This window comes from Vallitalea okinawensis (genome assembly GCF_002964605.1).
Classification (GTDB): Bacteria; Bacillota; Clostridia; order Lachnospirales; family PQDH01; genus Vallitalea_A; species Vallitalea_A okinawensis.
Window position 1 is genome coordinate 1 of record NZ_PQDH01000012.1, and the last position, 16,630, is coordinate 16,630.

Here is a 16,630-nt window from a genome sequence, read left to right on the forward strand (position 1 = left end):
GAAGGGTTAATCATCGCTTATCAGCTATGCAGTGCCATAGCTAGCATCTTTGCCAAGAACTTCTCAAAAGACATCCACCCAGTGGTATTAACCGTATGGCAAATGTTTATCGGTTCCTCCATACTGATCCTTATCGGCTTAATAGGATTTGACTTTAGTTCCATTACCTATTCATCCGAGTTGATAGCCATCCTGCTCTACTTATCAGCAGTATCAGCAGCAGCTTATACCATATGGAACATCCTGCTTAAATACAACAAAGCAGCAGAGATCAGTATCTTTAAATTTGTAACACCAGTAGCAGGTACCTTGTTATCTGTAGCCATCTTAGGCGATGCACTAGATTACAAGACCATCATTGCCTTAGTATTTGTCAGCTTAGGGATCATTGCTGTTTATTATAAGAAGGATAAAGAGAGTAAGAGTAAGGTAGCACAGTAAAGAAATCAACCTCACGAGTCATATTTAAGTAGAATATGATTTGCGAGGTTTTTAATATATTCATTTATTTATTTTATCTGACTTTCTGAGCAAGGATAGCATACCAATTAATTTGATTAAAATCCTTATGAAAATCACCTGTTTTATTTTTTTTGTGTTGAGAATTTAGCCACAGATAATCCATATCAAAACATTGTCTTATTTCAAATCCAGCGTCATTTAAAATGTTCTCATAATCTTTGTACTTCAAAGGATAGTAGGTTGGGGCATAAGTAAAGGATGTTTTTTCATGCCTACCATGTTTATCGGTTGAAGTTACAAAAATGAAGTCTACTGATTGATCATCATGCCAATTCCATATATGATAGAGACTTGTATGTTCTTCTTCAGTCATAACTAATGGATCTCGCGCATTAAAGAGAGGTTTTTCTTTAAGAATTTTGTCCCAGTTTCGAAAATCAATGAATAATAAACCATTTTCATTGATTTTTGTAGAAATTGATTTAACAAAACTGCGTACATCTTGATTATTAATATGGGGTAACGAATTACCCGTTGATATGATGCAGTCATATGTATTTTGTAGTACATTATTAAGATTTCTGAAGTCAGAGATTAAGAGTTCAATGTCATATCCATTTTTCTTAAAGTTTTCTTTTGCCTTACCTAATAAGGTCTCACTTAAGTCCGAACCGGAGATCTTATATCCAAGTTTAGCTAAAGGTAAAGTTGTTCCACCTGCTCCAATTGAACAATCATGGATAGTAGTTATGTTGTATTTAGCAAAAACCTCCTTATAAAAACCTAAAAACTTATTTTGCTGCTCCCTAGACATGTTTTGCCCAAATAAGGCTGGTGTGTCATATAAATTCATGCTGTCCACTCTCCTTTATACTATCAACTTTCAAAACCGAAGATCATCGATTCCATTTTTAAGGATCAGTTAAATCCACATCCTATCAAATAGTCAGTAAACTTTTGGTTTGAAGTCTAATCTATAGGAAATATATTTAAACTAAATCTAAATGAAATATTTTTTATAGTATACAATAAATTGAAGAAAATAACTATATTAGATATTTTTGTTTAAATATTGATACATCATAATAACGACTTGATTTGCTTAATATATACTGTTAATATTATGAATGTAGTTAGGTACTAATATGAATAGGAGGGTTTATGAATCATCTATTGTTTTTCTATCATTTAATAGCATTTGTATTTGGTGTATCGACCATTACTTTATTATGCATTGCTTATTATAAATATAAAAATTCGATACTTATTACATTGATCAGTATACTTATTGCCATTTCTATAATCGTCTTTGAGCAAAGCTTGACCACTTATCAAGTCGTCAACAAAATTGAAATGGGTGTATTTTATTACATAATTAAAATAATATCATGGTTAAGTACAATAATTTTAATATATACCATTCCAAAGTTATCATATCAATTATTCCAAAAACATTTATGGAAGCAAAGAAAACTTATCTTTTTGATAATAGCAGCTGCTTCATTTGTTTTTATGATTGTATATTATGGGAGCTTTAAAAAAATGTTTATCAATTTAGCTGGTTTGTTATTATTTGGAAGTATTTCTTTTAGCTTTAGTATATTAATTAGAAATAGAGCAAATATAAATGACCCAATAGTTAAGAGAATATTCAATTCCTACATTATTATGAGTGTAATATTTATACCTGTCATGTTTTTAGATACGAAAGTGGGACATTTTATTGCACTAACTTTTCAGTATGGATTATTAACCTTACCAACCTTCTATTTAGTCTTTAACTTAATGACGTTATATTGGGTTATTAAAATATTAATATCAGTCCCTCATCTGATTCAAAATGTGATGAATGAGAAGGACCCAATTGAAGTTCTATGCAAAAAGTATTTGATTACAAAGCGAGAGAGAGAAGTAGTATTACTATTAATAAATGGCTACAGTTATAATGATATAGCAGATGGATTAACAATTTCTATATCAACTGTCAAAACACATGTAAGAAATATATATAGAAAGTTGTCTATTAATAACAAGATTGAATTAATTAATCTCATCAATATTCAAAACTAAGCTAAGCCTTTAAAATAAAGAGTTTAATGATCTAGTACAAAAGTATTAGACAAGAAATAGAGTAGAATCATCCATTAGGGTGATTCTATTTTTTTACTTTTTGCATTATCATTAAGCATGCTATTAAATTAATGGAGGTTGAAAGATGCAAAGAGAAAAATACTATATTCAACTAAGATTATTTCTATTTATAATCGGAGTACTATTAATTACTACTCAAATAAATTGCTTAGCCAAAATAAGTGATGATGTAGATATGAATGAGCAAAATCTAGCAAGTTTTTTTGATGAAATAGTAACTAAGCAAATGAAAGAAAATGAACTTGCTGGAGTAACGATATCTGTGGTTAAAGATGATGAAATTCTGTTTAACAAAGCTTATGGTTATCAGAATACTGAAGTAGATAAGGTGTACGATGTAGATACAATTACACGTATTGGGTCAATTACAAAAGTGTTTGTTTGGCAATCTATTCTGATGCTCTATAAGGATGGAAAACTTGATTTAAATGATCCCATTGATAAATATATACCAGATCTCAGTTATATGAATCCATATGATGAACCTATAACCATTAGGCATCTTATGACACATACAGCAGGTTTTGAAGACGAGCTGTCATCAATATTTAAGTACAATAGTGATCCAAATCAAGCATTATTAGATGACTTTAGGCGTGTTATCTATGAGCCAGGTGATATAGTAGCGTACTCAAATTATGGTGCTAGTATTGGAGGCTTAATTGTTGAGAGAGTTAGTGGAATAGAGTTAGATGACTATATAAGTCAAACTATTTTTGAGCCCCTTAATATGGATAGATCGACGCTAAGAGAGCAAGCTAGATCTCATTTTGATAATGTATCATATGGTCATTTTAAATATAGAAATGAGCTTCATAAAATTGAGGACCCACCTGCTTGTTATCCAGCATCAGGAGCTATGAGCACTACTTCAAAGAATATGGCCAATTATATGATTATGCATCTAAATGGAGGACGTTTTAATGGGCAGCAAATCATTAAACGAGAAGTAATAAACTTGATGCATGAAACGGCTTATGCAAGTCATGATGAATTAGCAGGTTTGACCCTAGGTATGATGGAATGGAAGAGGAATGATTTAGAGATACTGTGGCACTCAGGTGGGAATGCTACTTTTAAGTCAATGATTTTATTAATACCTCAAGAAAAAGTAGGTTTATTTATTTCGTACAATACAGCACATGCAGAGAAAAGTAGGGATGAGTTAAGAGGAGTATTTTTAGATACATTTTTTCCATATGATTTAAAGATACCCACACCTATTGATAATTATCATACTAGAGCTAAAGGATTTGAAGGGTATTATAAAGAAGCAAGGGTCAGCTACAGTAATTCTGATAAACTATTATATCTTGCTTCTAGGAGTAAAAAGGTAACAGCTAACAAAGATGGAACACTTAGTTTTAGAGGGGCTATTTATATTGAAGTCCAACCTAATATTTTTAGAGAAGTAGGTGGCCAAGGTAAGTTAATTTTTGAAGAAGATAATAAAGGAAAGCCATATAGAGCTTATCAAGATGATGAACCTCATGAAGCATATATTAAAATGTCTATTTTTGAAACACCACCTGTAGTTGGAGGTACATTAATTCTACTTTTAGTCTTAAATATGGTTTTTATTACTCGAGTGATCTATCGAAAAAGGAAAAATAAGGTATGCATCTATGGCAACAAAGTGGCAAATAAACTTATTATATCTTCGGGGATACTTCTATTCGTTTTTATTTGTCTAATTATATGTTCTCTAGCAATAAGTGTCTTATGTAATCCAGAAATACTTGTACAAGCCAAAATTCCGTTGACATTCAAATTGACTTTAATGATTCCTGTCATTGCTTTATCCCTGTTATTTATAGGTATGGTAAAGTATATATCAAACATCCTAAAAGGAAATATAATGAAGGTCAACTTATTTTATGGAATAAGTCATTGTCTAGTTATTAGTGGGATAATCATTTGGTTGATATACATGAAATTATTTGGTGTATATATCATATAAAATTCATTACATTTATCTGGTTTAAATGTTAAAATAATAAAAAAGGAAACAGAATACAAGATGGTGGTGGGTCATCTAGAAATTTGAAGGGGCCAAATATATATAAGATGAGGAGTACCTAATGAATCTCTATATTAGTATAATTCATGATACCATTGAATACATAGAAGAAAATATTCACGAAAGATTATCACTTGAAGACATTTCTCGTAGATTCTGTGTTTCAGAGTTCCATTTTAATCGTATGTTCAAAACTGTTGTTGGAAAGACACTGAAGCAATATATTTTAGGAAGAAAGCTAACTTTGGCATTTCATCGTCTAAATGGGAGCAGTGAATCAGTTATTAATATCGCTTATGATTTTGGCTTTGAATACCCTGAGGTTTTTAGTAGAGCTTTTAAAAAGCAATTTGGATTTCCACCTTCAAAAAGTTCTGATTCTGGAATGAATATCAATCTAGTTAAGAAAGCCAATGTGGTGGAAAGAGATATAATCAACTACAAAGGCGTTCTCACATTGAAAGGTACTTGTGAATATTTGAAGAGCTTTAACCTAGAAGGTATCTATTTGGAAGTAGATGTGAACAGTGCTAACTTTGAAGAACTATCTAAATCGAAGTGTACTGCTTTTTTAAAAGAGTCAAAGGAGGCTTGCTGGTTAGAACATAAAACCTTTTATACCCTAGTGAGCTGTCATGGTGACGAGGAAGGTAAGTATACAATTTTTTATGGTAAGAAGTTGCTTATTAGAAGTAATGAGTCATTATTCAAACCTCATTTAATTCCAGAAGGGTGGTATGCTAAGTTTGTATATCATGGTGATATGTTTAGTATTAGAGAAGCATTTACTGATGATCTCTATAGATGGATTATGTTAAAAGAAATAGAGCTTAACCCTAATGGTATTGGTATGCTGAATATATATGGAGCGGATTATGTAGATAATGGTGATGTTCTAATTTTAGTACCTATAAAGAACCCTAACTAGTCAGCAAGAAAAATCATGAAACTGTGAAATACAATAGCTAATATAATAGTGAAAGAAAAGTTTTCATATTCAATATTAGTGAAGGGAGCGGTTAGCATGGTAAATTTGAAAGGTAAAGTTGCTATTGTTACAGGAGCTAGTCGAGGTGTTGGAAAAGGAATAGTACTAGGGCTTGCGGAAGCTGGAGCAATAGTATATGTTACAGGTCGAACTGAAAAGGCAGTAATGTTGCCAGAGTTTTTAAAAGAAACAAGTATTCATCACACGGTAAAAGAAGTGAATCGATTAGGTGGAATAGGTATAGCTCATAAATGTGATCATTCTAATGATCAAGAAGTAGAAGAACTGTTTAAGCAGGTTATGGATGAACAAGGAAAGCTGGATATACTGGTAAACAATGCGTGGGGTGGGGGCATTCATGCAATGGAGGACTATTTTTTTAGCCATTCTTTTTGGAAACAACCCATTTCACTATGGGATGACAATTATACTGTAGGAGTGAGATCAAATTATGTGGCTAGTAAATATGCAGCTGAAATTATGGTGAAACAAAGAAGTGGACTGATCGTAAATGTATCTTTTTATGGTGGCAGGCGATACATGAATAATGTAGCTTATGGGGTATGTAAGGCGGCAATCGATCGGTTATCAGCCGATACAGCTCATGAATTAAAGAAATATAATGTCCCTGTATTTTCTTTGTATCCAGGACAGGTAAGTACTGAAGGCATGAAAGAGTTTGCTAGATATGATCAATCCATAGATATTGACAGCATGGAAACACCTCAGTTTGTTGGTAGATGTATCGCAGCCGTAGCTAATGATGATGAAGCTATTAAAGATACGGGCAACATATTGATAACAGCAGAGGTGGCACAAAAATATGGATTTACAGATATTGATGGCAAACAGCCTCAATCAATGCGAAGTGAGTTATGGTTCTAGCACTATAAGGTTTATTTTAAAATTAAGTGTCACTGTGGAGGAAAACAAATGATGCATAACTACCTCTTACGTGACACTTTCTGATTGATATGATACAAAATCCTTTATAGGTCATCATTATCAATATAGTCATAAAAAAAAGGTGGAATTTGCCCATTTTTTCCTTGATCACCATCATTTGATTGTTGAAGGATATTTTCTATATTGTAGCCGCCGGCTACAGGGAAAAAAGTTAAAAATCTAAAATTGATTGCAGATTGAGGGCAGGAATAGACGCACCTCATACAACTATTACACGAGAGCTTAAATCTAATTCTATCTCTTGATTTGTATATATTTTTGGATGGACAGTTATTAATACACAGTCCACAATGTGAGCAAGAATTATTAACAACAAAGTCTTTTCCTACGAGACGTATAATCCATGGACAGATGTGCATAACAAGTTCCATGAGTATTCGTAGACTTATACCTGTTTTTAGAATTCTATTTTTTTCATGGATTAATTCATTACACATGATTCTTACTTTTTTGTCAGTAGCTTCGTAAAGTTGTTTAATAACCTGGTTATCAAATCGAATAACCCAATTACTACTTATCGAAAACACTCTTTCGTAAAACACTTCATAACCTTTTCTATGTAATTTACTCATTATGCGTTTGGAAGCATTATAATTAATGGGTCCAACACCTCCAGCTGTACGAAATATGAATACTTTTTTACGTTCTTTTGGTAGCATGTTAATGAATTTATAAACAATATTAGGAGCTCCATATCCAATAATTGGACAGCCAATGCCAACCGAATCAAAATGTTTTAGTTCAACATCAAGGTTGTTTTTTATTATATCTTCAATCCGTATTAATGTAAGAGTTACTTCGCTTTCTTCAAATGCTTTCTTAAGCATATTCGCAACGATTTCAGTGTTACCAGTACCTGAAAAGTAATAGACAACAACTGACTTCATATCTCATCACCCCAACTTTAATTTCATTCATTTTTTACGTTAATGTTTATGATAATTTTCTACCTGCATGCTTGCTTGACAAACTATAAGAAGTTAAGTATACTATCAGTATATTTGTATACCGTTAGTATACTTTAAGGATTTTTATTTGTCAATCGAGAGGGGAAATATTTTTTGAAGGAATTAACAAAACGTCAACGTGAACAGTTAGAACGACAAGATACCATAATTGAAAAAGCTGAGTATTTATTCTGCAAACATGGATTTGAGAATGTATCAATGGATGATCTAGCAAGAGAAGTGGAACTAACCAAGAGAACCATTTATAGATATTTTGCTTCTAAAGAAGATTTATATTTTGCTATTGCATTAAGAGGATATCATAGACTCTATGATATGATAATAGATAATAGTTTAAAGGGGAATACAGGATTTGAGAAAATACGCTTAACTTACTATACCTACTATGAGTTCTTCTGTAAATTTCCTGGATTAAATCAATTAATTAATATGGGTGGAGTGATTAAATCAGATACTAAAGATAAAAACTTGCCATACCGTAAGCAATTTTTAGAATTTGATAAGCAATTATTTGATGAACTTATTGAGATGTTTATGGAGGGAAAGGTGGATGGCAGTATACGTTCCGATGTTGACATAACTCATCTTGCTCTTTCTTCTATTTTTGTTACTTCAGGTTTCTTTCAAATGTTATCTTTGTCAGGTGAGACCTATACCGAACATTTCAATTTAAATCAAAATGATTTTGTTGATATGACTATCGAAATTTTATTAGATTCCTTAAAAAATAAGAAAAAGGCTATATAACGTATACTCATGCAATGAAGTTATTCTTTTCATGAAAAGGTTGTATGAATACTATAAATAAAAAATATTAGCAATAAAGATATCATGATTGATTTATATTGGTTATTAAGGTATACTTATATCATAAACTTATAAAAGTTTGTGACATAAGTATTCTTGTTTTTGAATATACTTTATTATAGAAAAAGTTGGTGTCCATATTGAGAAATATAGTTGGTAAACCTCAAGAGTTGAAAAGGGTAAATAGTTCCTTGATATTGGAGTCAATAAGAAAAAGAGATAATGCCACAAGAGCTGAAATTATGAATGATACAGGAATAAGTCTTACTACAGTCAGAAGTCTACTAATAGAACTTCTAGAGGAAGATAAAATTATTAGGTTAGGATTGGATCAATCAACTGGTGGAAGACGGGCTCAACGTTATGCCCTAAATATTAATAAGAAGTATGTCTTATCAATTTACCTAGAGGAGAGGCATCTGGTATATGGTGTAGTTAATATTTTAGGTAATACGATTGATACCAATAGTCTAAGAATAGAAAATTACTTAGATCAGACAATTATTGACCAACTTTTAGATCAAGTCATAACACAATACAAGAATATTGTTATCATAGGAATTAGCGTACCTGGTATCGTCCAAATGGATGGTTATTTATCTGGGAAAACAACGGAGCAATTAAAATTGATTGATATTAATCGATATATTGAAGAAAAATACAATATTCCTGTTATACTTGAAAATGATTTAAACGCAATAGCACTTGGGTATTGTCATAGCTATAAAAAGAACAAGAATTTCCATCCGATTAATATGGTTTATATTCATTTTTCAACACTGGGAGCAGGTGCAGGAATAATCATCAATGGTGAGATCATAAGAGGAAAAGATAAATTCTCTGGTGAGATAGGATTTCTTCCAATAGGTGACTCTATTTTAAATGAAGTGTTATTTCAGGATATAAAGGATGAGGAATATTGCTCCATGGTTATTAATATTTTAGCGATAATAGATTGTATGATCAATCCTGAATTAGTCGTTATCGGTGGAAATCACTTTAACTATAGCTTATTTCAACAAATTAAGAGTACTTATTATCAAGATAATAAAACTACCTGTGAATTAATAGCTATACAAGATAGTTCGGAGTTTAGTTTGAATGGGATATCAGAATTAGCCCTTGATTATATTAGAGAAGAACTTAAATTGATTGGTAAAAATAAGGTAAAGTAAGTGAACTTAGGCGTAATAGTTTTAACTAGCGTGACTTTGGAACTTATTATAAAAAGGTCTACTGGTGGCTTATAAAAGTTACTAGTAGACCTCTTATTATTTTCTTATTGAGTTTTCTTGTGATTATTAATAATCACAATTGGACTTAAGGTCTACCTTCATATTGCCTAGCAGTAAAGCTAAATTCTGAAGTCGAGTCCATGGTTCCTGAATCAACTCTTGCATATAGTCTATAAACTGCAGGAAGACTTACTTCAAAATCTACATACTGAAATGATGTAACTTTGGCCATGTCTGTCATAGCAGTATCTACAAACCTATATAATTCTTGTTCTTGAGCTAATTCTTGATTAGCGATACCATTATTCGCTTGTGTTGGTAAAAGAATAGCTCTGGTTAAAATAAACTCAGCTACTTGAGTAGTTTGTTGAAGGTTAGCTTCTTCGTTGCTTGAGAGTCCACCAGCTACATGTGGAAGAGAAGCATGGAATACAAGAGGCTCAGCTAATATAGCCCCACTTTCCGCCAAGCCACCAACGAAACTGTAAAGAATTTCACTCACTAGTACAAAGTCTTGTCCAATACCTTCGAACATACCTTGATCAAAGACCAGTTGTGGTGTACGTACAGTGTTTGTATCTTGGCACTTACACATGTTGTTAATAGATATTTTGGGGTTGACATTTACATGGTTGACATTCTTGTTAATATCAACATTTTTATCTCTAACAGTATTATAGGCAATATCTTTATTATCATTTTTGTTTTTGTCATAATTCTTATTCTTGTTAAGATCCTTATTGCGATTAAGGTTCTTGTTTTTAGTTTTTTTACTTTTTGATTTTTTACATTTACTCATTCTTTCACTTCCTTTTGGAAAATAATTTTACTTTTTATAGAAAAGAGGTGCCTTGGTATTGTCTAGCTGTGAAACTGAATTCTGAAGTAGAATCCATGACTCCCAATTCCACTTTAGCATATAATCTGTATATAGCAGGTAGACTAGTTTCTTCATCAACATATTGAAATGATGTAACCTTTGGCATTCCCATTGTTCCAGTATCATCAAAACTATATATTTCTACTTCATGTGAGAAGTCATTTTCTAATAACTTACTCGTATTCTCAATAGCTGTTGTTGCAATAATTTCCTTTGTTACAACGAAGCCTATTATGCAAGGTGCTTGCTGAGAAATGATGTCTTTATTATTTTCTCCCCCTACATCAGTAATGATAACTGGTAGGGAGGCGTGTAATAGAAGAGGCTCCATGGCGATAGCAGGCTGATTTAAAGCATTGCCATCTAGAGCAGCAAAATCATAAACTACTTGGCTAATCAGTTGAAAGTCTTGTCCAATGCCTACAAACATATCTTGATCAAAGATTAATTGTGGTTGCTGTGTGCCAGAGGAGTCTCTGTCATCATACTCATTTTGAATATAGGTTTCGGGTTTGACGTTTACGTGATTAATATTCTTATTGATGTCTCTATTGGTATCTCTAACTGTGTTAGAGGCTAAATTTTTATTATCATTATCATTTTTACTTTGGTTACTGTTATGATTATAATCACCGTTGTAATTGAAGTTTTTATTTTTGATCCTTTTTGCATCTTTATGGTAATGCCTACTCATCACTTCACATCCTTTGAGATAATTTTGTTATGCCTAGAACCTACAATATCCTCCATTTTCCTAAAGATAATACTAATATATATTATGAAATGCTTGATTTTTTTGTTCAAAAGCAAAAAATAAGGCATACAAATACATATGCCTTATTAAGGTTAAAGTGTGCACCTTAATCTTCATAATGATGTTTATGTTTTTTGTCATCTTTGTAAATGAAAATAGGCTTAACATATACATAATTGATGTTTCTGTTTAGATCAAAGTTTTTATCTTTGACAGCATTATATGCTGCGTTTTTGTTATCATTATCATTGTCATTCCAGTTATCGTTATCATCGTAATTACTGTTATAGTTAAAGTTTCTATTTTTTATTTCTTTCTTGTCTTTCTTTCTACGACGAGGTTTTTTACAGTCATAATATTTTTTCATAATTCACCATCCTTATTAGTATAGGTAGGACAGACATAGTGAAAATATGCCAGTAGTCACTTTTCATAGGTTAATCCTTGGTCTTGTACTTAATGGACAAGCTTAATATATTTTATGAATTATAAGATTGAAATGTTCCAAATTGAAGACCAAGCCCTAAGGCTTGGCCAATAGAATGGTTAGTCACATTTTCTTCTTCTACGACGTTTAGATTTTTTTATGATAAAGATTGGTTTAACATAGACTTTGTTGATGTTTTTATTTAAGTCAATATTTTTGTCAGATACTTTATTTGCTGCGTAGTTATCATTGTCATTATAATTGTCGTTCCAATTATCATTATCATTGTCGTTGTCGTTCCAATTAAAGTTTCTATTCTTAATTTTCTTTTCCTTTTTCTTTTTTCTAGGGCGACGTTTGCCGTGATCATCTAAATATTTTTCCATCGTCTCACATCCTTTTTAGTATTTGATATTCAACTTGCCCGATCATACATACCTGTAACATTTAGAGGACAAGTATACTATATCTTATGAGAGGCTTGTCATAAGTGTTCATGATTTATAACGTGTTTTTATATGAAAAAAATAAGATTATTTACTTCATATATGCGTCAAATCCCTTTAGTTCTTTATATATTGATTTTTTTGTATGCCGTCTTATTTCTTTTTTGGTCTATATAATACGCTATAATAAGATGCAATAATACATACTATTACATTAGTGGTTGAAATAGTATGAAAATGATAAAATTTAGAAAAAGCTATTGATTGCTTAGTTTATAAGACATAAAATAAATGATAGGAAACGTATTAAAAACAATAAGAAGTAAAAAATATATTATAGAAAAGTAGAAATAGGAGGCAACAGAAATGAAAATTTTTATTGATACAGCTAATGTGGAAGATATTAAAAAAGCTAATGATATGGGAGTGATTTGTGGGGTAACAACAAACCCATCACTTATCGCTAAAGAAGGAAGAGACTTTGTTGAAGTTATTAAAGAAATCACATCTATTGTAGATGGACCAATTAGTGCAGAGGTCATATCCTTAGAAGCTGAAGGTATGGTTAAAGAAGCTAGAGAGTTAGTTAAAATTCATGCCAATATCGTTATTAAAATTCCTATGACAGCTGAAGGTCTTAAAGCAGTTAAAGTACTTACTGCAGAAGGAATTAAAACTAATGTAACTTTAGTATTTTCAGCTCCACAAGCATTGTTAGCAGCTAGAGCTGGTGCAACATATGTAAGCCCTTTCTTAGGTCGCTTAGATGATATCGGTCAAGAGGGTATGAATCTTATTGAGGAAATTGTTGATATCTTCTCTGTACATGGTATTACTACTGAAATTATTGCTGCAAGTGTAAGACATCCTATGCATGTAACAGATTGTGCACGTTTAGGTGCTCATATTGCTACAATTCCATATAAAGTTATTGAGCAAATGACAAAACATCCACTTACTGATAGCGGTATTGAGAGATTCCTTAAAGATTGGGAAGGCGTTCCTAAATAAGGCGTATAACTTGAAAAGATTAAATCAATAGAAAGTAAATTATGTTTGGAGGAGTTAACATGCATAACAGAGATCGCTTAACAATCGATACTATTCGTGTGCTATCAGCTGAAGCTATACAAAAAGCTAATTCAGGTCATCCAGGATTACCAATGGGTGCAGCACCTGCAGCTTATGCACTATGGGCAAAAATAATGGATCATAACCCAGCTAACCCAGAGTGGGTTGATCGAGATCGTTTTATTTTATCAGCTGGACATGGTTCTATGCTAGTTTATTCATTACTACATCTATTTGGTTACAGTTTAACTTTAGATGACTTAAAGAACTTCCGTCAATTAGATAGTCTAACACCAGGTCATCCAGAGTATGGTCATACAAAAGGTGTTGAAATGACTACTGGTCCACTTGGCCAAGGTATTTCATCTGCAGTAGGGATGGCCATGGCAGAAAGTTATTTAGCTAAGAGATTCAATAAAGAAGATATTAAACCTGTCGATCACTATACTTACGCAGTAGTTGGTGATGGATGTTTAGAAGAGGGTATAACCTATGAAGCATGTTCTTTAGCTGGAACATTGGGTTTAGGTAAACTAATCGTTTTATACGATTCTAATAACATCTCCATCGAAGGTGATACAGCTATAGCTTTTAGAGAAGATGTCATGAAACGTTTTGACGCACAAGGTTGGCATGTTCAAAAAGTTGAAGATGGTAATGATCTTGATGCAATCATTGGTGCAGTTGAAAAAGCAAAAGAAGAGACTAATCGACCAAGTATGATAGAAGTTAAATCATTAATTGGTTTTGGATCTCCAAAAGAAGGTAAGGCATCTGCACATGGAGAACCATTAGGTGAAGAGAATATTCTTAAAACAAAAGAAAAACTTGGTTTAGATACAGAGAAGTCATTCCATGTACCTGATGAAGTAATAAAGCATCTAAAAGATGTTCAAGATAAAGGTGTCAAGGCAGAAGAGGCTTGGAATGTATTATTTGAAGACTATAAAGCAAAATATCCTGAGGATGCAAAAGCATGGGAGATTTGGCATAGTGAAGAGTTACCAGTTGACTTATTAAATGATGATAGTTTCTGGAGCTTTGATAAGTCTATGGCTACTCGTCAATCTTCTGGAGAAGTGATTAATCGCTTAGCAGAAGTTATTCCTAACTTAATTGGCGGCTCAGCAGATCTTTCTCCATCTACGAAGACAATCATGAATAATAGAGGTCATTTCACTCCAGAAGATCATAGTGGTTCTAATTTACACTTTGGTGTACGTGAACATGCTATGGCTGCTATTACAAATGGTTTACAACTTCATGGAGGACTTCATGCATACTGTGCAACCTTCTTTGTTTTCAGTGATTACATGAAAGGTTCAATGCGCTTATCAGCATTAATGAACCAACCTGTGACTTACGTTTTAACACATGATAGTATTGGTGTTGGTGAAGATGGACCAACTCATCAACCTATAGAGCAACTTGCAGCTCTTCGTAGTCTTCCTAACTTCACAGTATTTAGACCAGCGGATTCTAAAGAGACTGCAGCTGCATGGTACTACGCTTTAACAAATAAAAAGACACCAACTGCTTTGGTTCTTACACGTCAAGCGTTACCTTTATACGATAACTCAGGTAAAGAAGCATTAAAAGGCGCTTATACAATATATGATTGTAAAGGTCAACCAGAAGTTCTATTAATGGCAACAGGTTCAGAAGTTGAACTAGTAGTAAACGCTGCTAAAGAGTTACAAAATGAAGGTATAAAAGCGAGAGCTATTAGTATGCCATCATTAGAGTTATTTGAGCAGCAGGATGAAGCTTACAGAGAAAGTGTACTTCCTAAGAGTGTAACTAAAAGAGTAGCTGTAGAAGCTGCGTCACCATTTGGATGGTATAAATATGTTGGATTAGAGGGTAAAGTCATCGCAATGGAAGGTTTCGGTGCATCTGGTCCTGCAAAAGAGTTATTTAAAATGTTTGGTTTCACAACAGAGAATGTAGTTAAAGAGGCAAAAGCTTTGCTATAAAAAGATAATATAGGATAAGAAAAATAGCTAATCTCGATAAGAGGTTAGCTATTTTATATGATGCTTATTGTTTTTCATCGTCTGGTGCTGAATTGATCTCCTCAAGCATAGGTGGCTCGGCAGGTGTTGTTTGATTAACATTTTTAAAACCATTCTTTAAAATGAAAATAAAGACAGCAATAGCTGGTGAAAAAATAGCTGAAACAATGGTGTAGATCAAAGCATTCTTAGGTGCTAATGTTTGATATAGTTGATAGAGAGCTAATAATATAAGTATACCAGCTATAAATCTCACAGCTGAACTGAATATTGGAATCCAGTTAGCTCCTAAAAAAACAAGGTAGATGATGAGAAGAGCTAGATCAGGTCTCTCCAAACTTAACCTCATGCTAAAACTTGCACTACCATTAAACATATTTCGAAGTACAAAGTTGCTATCAACACGTTTTAGAATGCCACCCAGTATGTACATATCAACAATAGGAATCCAAGCTAACCATGGGTTAGCAAGACCACAATCTTTAGCCATCTGCATAAGACCAATGGATTTGATGATATATAGTCCAAATAATATTAACCCGCCAAATAACATAAAAATCATCGCAATAGTGGGGATGCCATAGATGAAATAATCTGCAAAGGTATCATAGTATCTGTACATAATAAAACCCCTCTCATTAAAATTATATATCCATTAATATGTATATCATAGCTGAATATGTAAAATGTTTCAAGCAGAATTTCTGAAAGTAAGTTATCGCATGCTCGAACTCGGGTATTATTTTTAGAAAAAATAGAAATTTATAGTGAAAATAGTTTGAAAATATAAAAATCCATGGTATAATAATATTTAGTTGGATGTAATATGTACTTTTACATAAAAAATGGAGGATAAATGTTTAAATATGTATTATTAATTGGAATTTTAGCTTTATCTGCTATAACAGATTATAAAGAATACAAGGTAAAAAATAAATATTTGCTACTTACTGTTCTTATAGCCTGTATTTATCATGGCACAACTACTGGATTACAAGGTAGCATAAAGACTTTCTTTAATGTATTTATTCCTATAATTATTCTGTTTCCATTGTTCATGCTGAAAATGCTACCAGCAGGCGACATTAAACTCTTTGGAACAATCGCTGCAATTATGGGTACCGTTTTTACAATCAATGCTTTTATATTAACGATCTTCATAGCTGGTATAGGAGCAATTATTCTAATGTTTGTGCACAATAATTTCTTTGAACGTATGACGTATCTAGGTCGATATATATACTCAAGTCTTATTCTAAAAAAAATATTACCTTATAATAACTACAGTAATATTAACCCATCCTATCACTTTCCATTATCTTATTTTATTTTTCTTGGTTGCATTATTAACATAATAGTAGAGTATTTTGGCTTCTATATATTTTGGGCATAAGTCTATCAATTTATAGAGGTTTGTTAGCATTGGTGAAGGGGGCGTAA

The 16,630-nt window shown here is 32.2% G+C and carries 17 protein-coding genes; 10 read left to right on the forward strand and 7 right to left on the reverse strand.

The genetic code is table 11. The annotated features are described in order from the left end of the window. The coding region (locus tag C1Y58_RS22385) for a DMT family transporter (RefSeq protein WP_157950243.1) at nt 1-441 on the forward strand (441 nt) is incomplete at its 5' end. 73 nt (nt 442-514) lie between these two features. Here the strand turns inward: C1Y58_RS22385 and C1Y58_RS22390 are convergent. After that, nucleotides 515-1,315, reverse strand: coding sequence for a class I SAM-dependent methyltransferase (locus C1Y58_RS22390; RefSeq protein ID WP_105619020.1), 801 nt, complete (start codon nt 1,313-1,315; stop codon nt 515-517). A 308-nt stretch (nt 1,316-1,623) separates the two neighbouring features. On the opposite strand from C1Y58_RS22390, the gene C1Y58_RS26935 reads away from it, so the two are divergent. From C1Y58_RS26935 to C1Y58_RS22410, 4 genes are all read left to right on the forward strand, one after another. After that, a complete protein-coding gene (locus C1Y58_RS26935; protein WP_242985455.1) occupies nt 1,624-2,532 on the forward strand; it encodes a response regulator transcription factor in 909 nt (302 codons plus the stop codon). Nucleotides 2,533-2,677: 145 nt separating this feature from the next. Then, nucleotides 2,678-4,573 (forward strand): serine hydrolase domain-containing protein, encoded by a 1,896-nt coding sequence (locus C1Y58_RS22400; protein ID WP_105619022.1) that lies wholly within the window; start codon nt 2,678-2,680, stop codon nt 4,571-4,573. A gap of 121 nt (nt 4,574-4,694) precedes the next feature. Beyond that, nucleotides 4,695-5,561 (forward strand): AraC family transcriptional regulator, encoded by an 867-nt coding sequence (locus C1Y58_RS22405; RefSeq protein WP_105619024.1) that lies wholly within the window; start codon nt 4,695-4,697, stop codon nt 5,559-5,561. A 96-nt stretch (nt 5,562-5,657) separates the two neighbouring features. Further along, nucleotides 5,658-6,506 carry an SDR family NAD(P)-dependent oxidoreductase gene (locus C1Y58_RS22410; RefSeq protein WP_105619026.1) on the forward strand — a complete coding sequence of 283 codons (849 nt, stop codon included), beginning with the start codon at nt 5,658-5,660 and terminating at the stop codon, nt 6,504-6,506. Nucleotides 6,507-6,610: 104 nt separating this feature from the next. Here the strand turns inward: C1Y58_RS22410 and C1Y58_RS22415 are convergent, their stop codons facing one another. Continuing rightward, nucleotides 6,611-7,474: an EFR1 family ferrodoxin gene (locus tag C1Y58_RS22415; RefSeq protein ID WP_105619028.1), complete on the reverse strand. Its 864-nt coding sequence runs from the start codon at nt 7,472-7,474 to the stop codon at nt 6,611-6,613. A 174-nt stretch (nt 7,475-7,648) separates the two neighbouring features. Here C1Y58_RS22415 and C1Y58_RS22420 point away from each other — a divergent pair, with 174 nt between their 5' ends. Together C1Y58_RS22420 and C1Y58_RS22425 are read left to right on the forward strand one after the other, a co-directional pair. Beyond that, nucleotides 7,649-8,302, forward strand: coding sequence for a TetR/AcrR family transcriptional regulator (locus C1Y58_RS22420; RefSeq protein ID WP_105619030.1), 654 nt, complete (start codon nt 7,649-7,651; stop codon nt 8,300-8,302). A 200-nt stretch (nt 8,303-8,502) separates the two neighbouring features. Then, nucleotides 8,503-9,537: an ROK family transcriptional regulator gene (locus tag C1Y58_RS22425; protein ID WP_105619032.1), complete on the forward strand. Its 1,035-nt coding sequence runs from the start codon at nt 8,503-8,505 to the stop codon at nt 9,535-9,537. 145 nt (nt 9,538-9,682) lie between these two features. Here the strand turns inward: C1Y58_RS22425 and C1Y58_RS22430 are convergent, their stop codons facing one another. The 4 genes from C1Y58_RS22430 to C1Y58_RS22445 all read right to left on the reverse strand — a co-directional run bounded on the left by C1Y58_RS22430 (nt 9,683) and on the right by C1Y58_RS22445 (nt 12,044). After that, nucleotides 9,683-10,396 (reverse strand): hypothetical protein, encoded by a 714-nt coding sequence (locus C1Y58_RS22430; protein WP_105619034.1) that lies wholly within the window; start codon nt 10,394-10,396, stop codon nt 9,683-9,685. A gap of 34 nt (nt 10,397-10,430) precedes the next feature. Then, nucleotides 10,431-11,171, reverse strand: a complete 741-nt coding sequence (locus tag C1Y58_RS22435) for a hypothetical protein (RefSeq protein WP_105619036.1) — start codon at nt 11,169-11,171, stop codon at nt 10,431-10,433. 166 nt (nt 11,172-11,337) lie between these two features. Beyond that, nucleotides 11,338-11,598, reverse strand: coding sequence for a hypothetical protein (locus tag C1Y58_RS22440; RefSeq protein ID WP_105619037.1), 261 nt, complete (start codon nt 11,596-11,598; stop codon nt 11,338-11,340). A gap of 179 nt (nt 11,599-11,777) precedes the next feature. Further along, nucleotides 11,778-12,044 carry a hypothetical protein gene (locus C1Y58_RS22445; protein WP_105619039.1) on the reverse strand — a complete coding sequence of 89 codons (267 nt, stop codon included), beginning with the start codon at nt 12,042-12,044 and terminating at the stop codon, nt 11,778-11,780. A gap of 426 nt (nt 12,045-12,470) precedes the next feature. On the opposite strand from C1Y58_RS22445, the gene fsa reads away from it, so the two are divergent. After that, nucleotides 12,471-13,115, forward strand: coding sequence for a fructose-6-phosphate aldolase (gene fsa, locus C1Y58_RS22450; protein WP_105619041.1), 645 nt, complete (start codon nt 12,471-12,473; stop codon nt 13,113-13,115). Nucleotides 13,116-13,174: 59 nt separating this feature from the next. Next, nucleotides 13,175-15,151 carry a transketolase gene (tkt, locus tag C1Y58_RS22455; RefSeq protein WP_105619043.1) on the forward strand — a complete coding sequence of 659 codons (1,977 nt, stop codon included), beginning with the start codon at nt 13,175-13,177 and terminating at the stop codon, nt 15,149-15,151. Nucleotides 15,152-15,215: 64 nt separating this feature from the next. Here tkt and C1Y58_RS22460 read toward each other — a convergent pair whose 3' ends face one another. Then, complete coding sequence (locus C1Y58_RS22460; protein ID WP_105619045.1) at nt 15,216-15,812, reverse strand: hypothetical protein; 597 nt, start codon at nt 15,810-15,812, stop codon at nt 15,216-15,218. 234 nt (nt 15,813-16,046) lie between these two features. Between C1Y58_RS22460 and C1Y58_RS22465 the strand changes: the two genes are divergently transcribed. Continuing rightward, nucleotides 16,047-16,583 carry a prepilin peptidase gene (locus C1Y58_RS22465; protein ID WP_105619046.1) on the forward strand — a complete coding sequence of 179 codons (537 nt, stop codon included), beginning with the start codon at nt 16,047-16,049 and terminating at the stop codon, nt 16,581-16,583. The last annotated feature ends 47 nt before the right edge of the window (nt 16,584-16,630 follow it).

Bases quoted from the DNA above. Each gene is read 5' to 3' on its own strand.
- C1Y58_RS22390 (WP_105619020.1), bottom strand. From the start codon at position 1,315: ATGAATTTATATGACACACCAGCCTTATTTGGGCAAAACATGTCTAGG.
- C1Y58_RS26935 (WP_242985455.1), top strand. From the start codon at position 1,624: ATGAATCATCTATTGTTTTTCTATCATTTAATAGCATTTGTATTTGGT.
- C1Y58_RS22400 (WP_105619022.1), top strand. From the start codon at position 2,678: ATGCAAAGAGAAAAATACTATATTCAACTAAGATTATTTCTATTTATA.
- C1Y58_RS22405 (WP_105619024.1), top strand. From the start codon at position 4,695: ATGAATCTCTATATTAGTATAATTCATGATACCATTGAATACATAGAA.
- C1Y58_RS22410 (WP_105619026.1), top strand. From the start codon at position 5,658: ATGGTAAATTTGAAAGGTAAAGTTGCTATTGTTACAGGAGCTAGTCGA.
- C1Y58_RS22415 (WP_105619028.1), bottom strand. From the start codon at position 7,474: ATGAAGTCAGTTGTTGTCTATTACTTTTCAGGTACTGGTAACACTGAA.
- C1Y58_RS22430 (WP_105619034.1), bottom strand. From the start codon at position 10,396: ATGAGTAAATGTAAAAAATCAAAAAGTAAAAAAACTAAAAACAAGAAC.
- C1Y58_RS22435 (WP_105619036.1), bottom strand. From the start codon at position 11,171: ATGAGTAGGCATTACCATAAAGATGCAAAAAGGATCAAAAATAAAAAC.
- C1Y58_RS22440 (WP_105619037.1), bottom strand. From the start codon at position 11,598: ATGAAAAAATATTATGACTGTAAAAAACCTCGTCGTAGAAAGAAAGAC.
- C1Y58_RS22445 (WP_105619039.1), bottom strand. From the start codon at position 12,044: ATGGAAAAATATTTAGATGATCACGGCAAACGTCGCCCTAGAAAAAAG.
- fsa (WP_105619041.1), top strand. From the start codon at position 12,471: ATGAAAATTTTTATTGATACAGCTAATGTGGAAGATATTAAAAAAGCT.
- tkt (WP_105619043.1), top strand. From the start codon at position 13,175: ATGCATAACAGAGATCGCTTAACAATCGATACTATTCGTGTGCTATCA.
- C1Y58_RS22460 (WP_105619045.1), bottom strand. From the start codon at position 15,812: ATGTACAGATACTATGATACCTTTGCAGATTATTTCATCTATGGCATC.
- C1Y58_RS22465 (WP_105619046.1), top strand. From the start codon at position 16,047: ATGTTTAAATATGTATTATTAATTGGAATTTTAGCTTTATCTGCTATA.